Below are 250 nucleotides of genomic sequence, written 5' to 3' on the forward strand. Positions count from 1 at the left end.
TCCCAGCGGTACCCTTCAGGCAGTTCCATTCGCGTTAAAATCGGCTTGATCTCATTCATCACGTCCGTAGCAGTGCGCTCCTTCACGTCTCCGCTAATCGTGACGGCACGGGAGAGGTCTCGATGCGGAATCTGCTGCAAGCTGAATGTCGGTTTAATTTCAGCAAGCTGGGCCAGTGGAATCTGCTCGCCGCGGGCATTAGCTATCGTCAAACGTTGGAAAAGAACGGATGGTTCAGCCTGCCCTTTAT

Annotated in this window: 1 protein-coding gene; it reads right to left on the reverse strand. The window is 53.6% G+C overall.

What is annotated here, in order from left to right:
* On the reverse strand, positions 1–250 hold a 250-nt coding region (locus tag MXD62_RS09230), incomplete at both ends, for an efflux RND transporter permease subunit (protein ID WP_248828949.1).

It is taken from the genome of Frankia sp. Mgl5, assembly GCF_023242985.1.
GTDB classification, from domain to species: Bacteria; Actinomycetota; Actinomycetes; order Frankiales; family Frankiaceae; genus Parafrankia; species Parafrankia soli.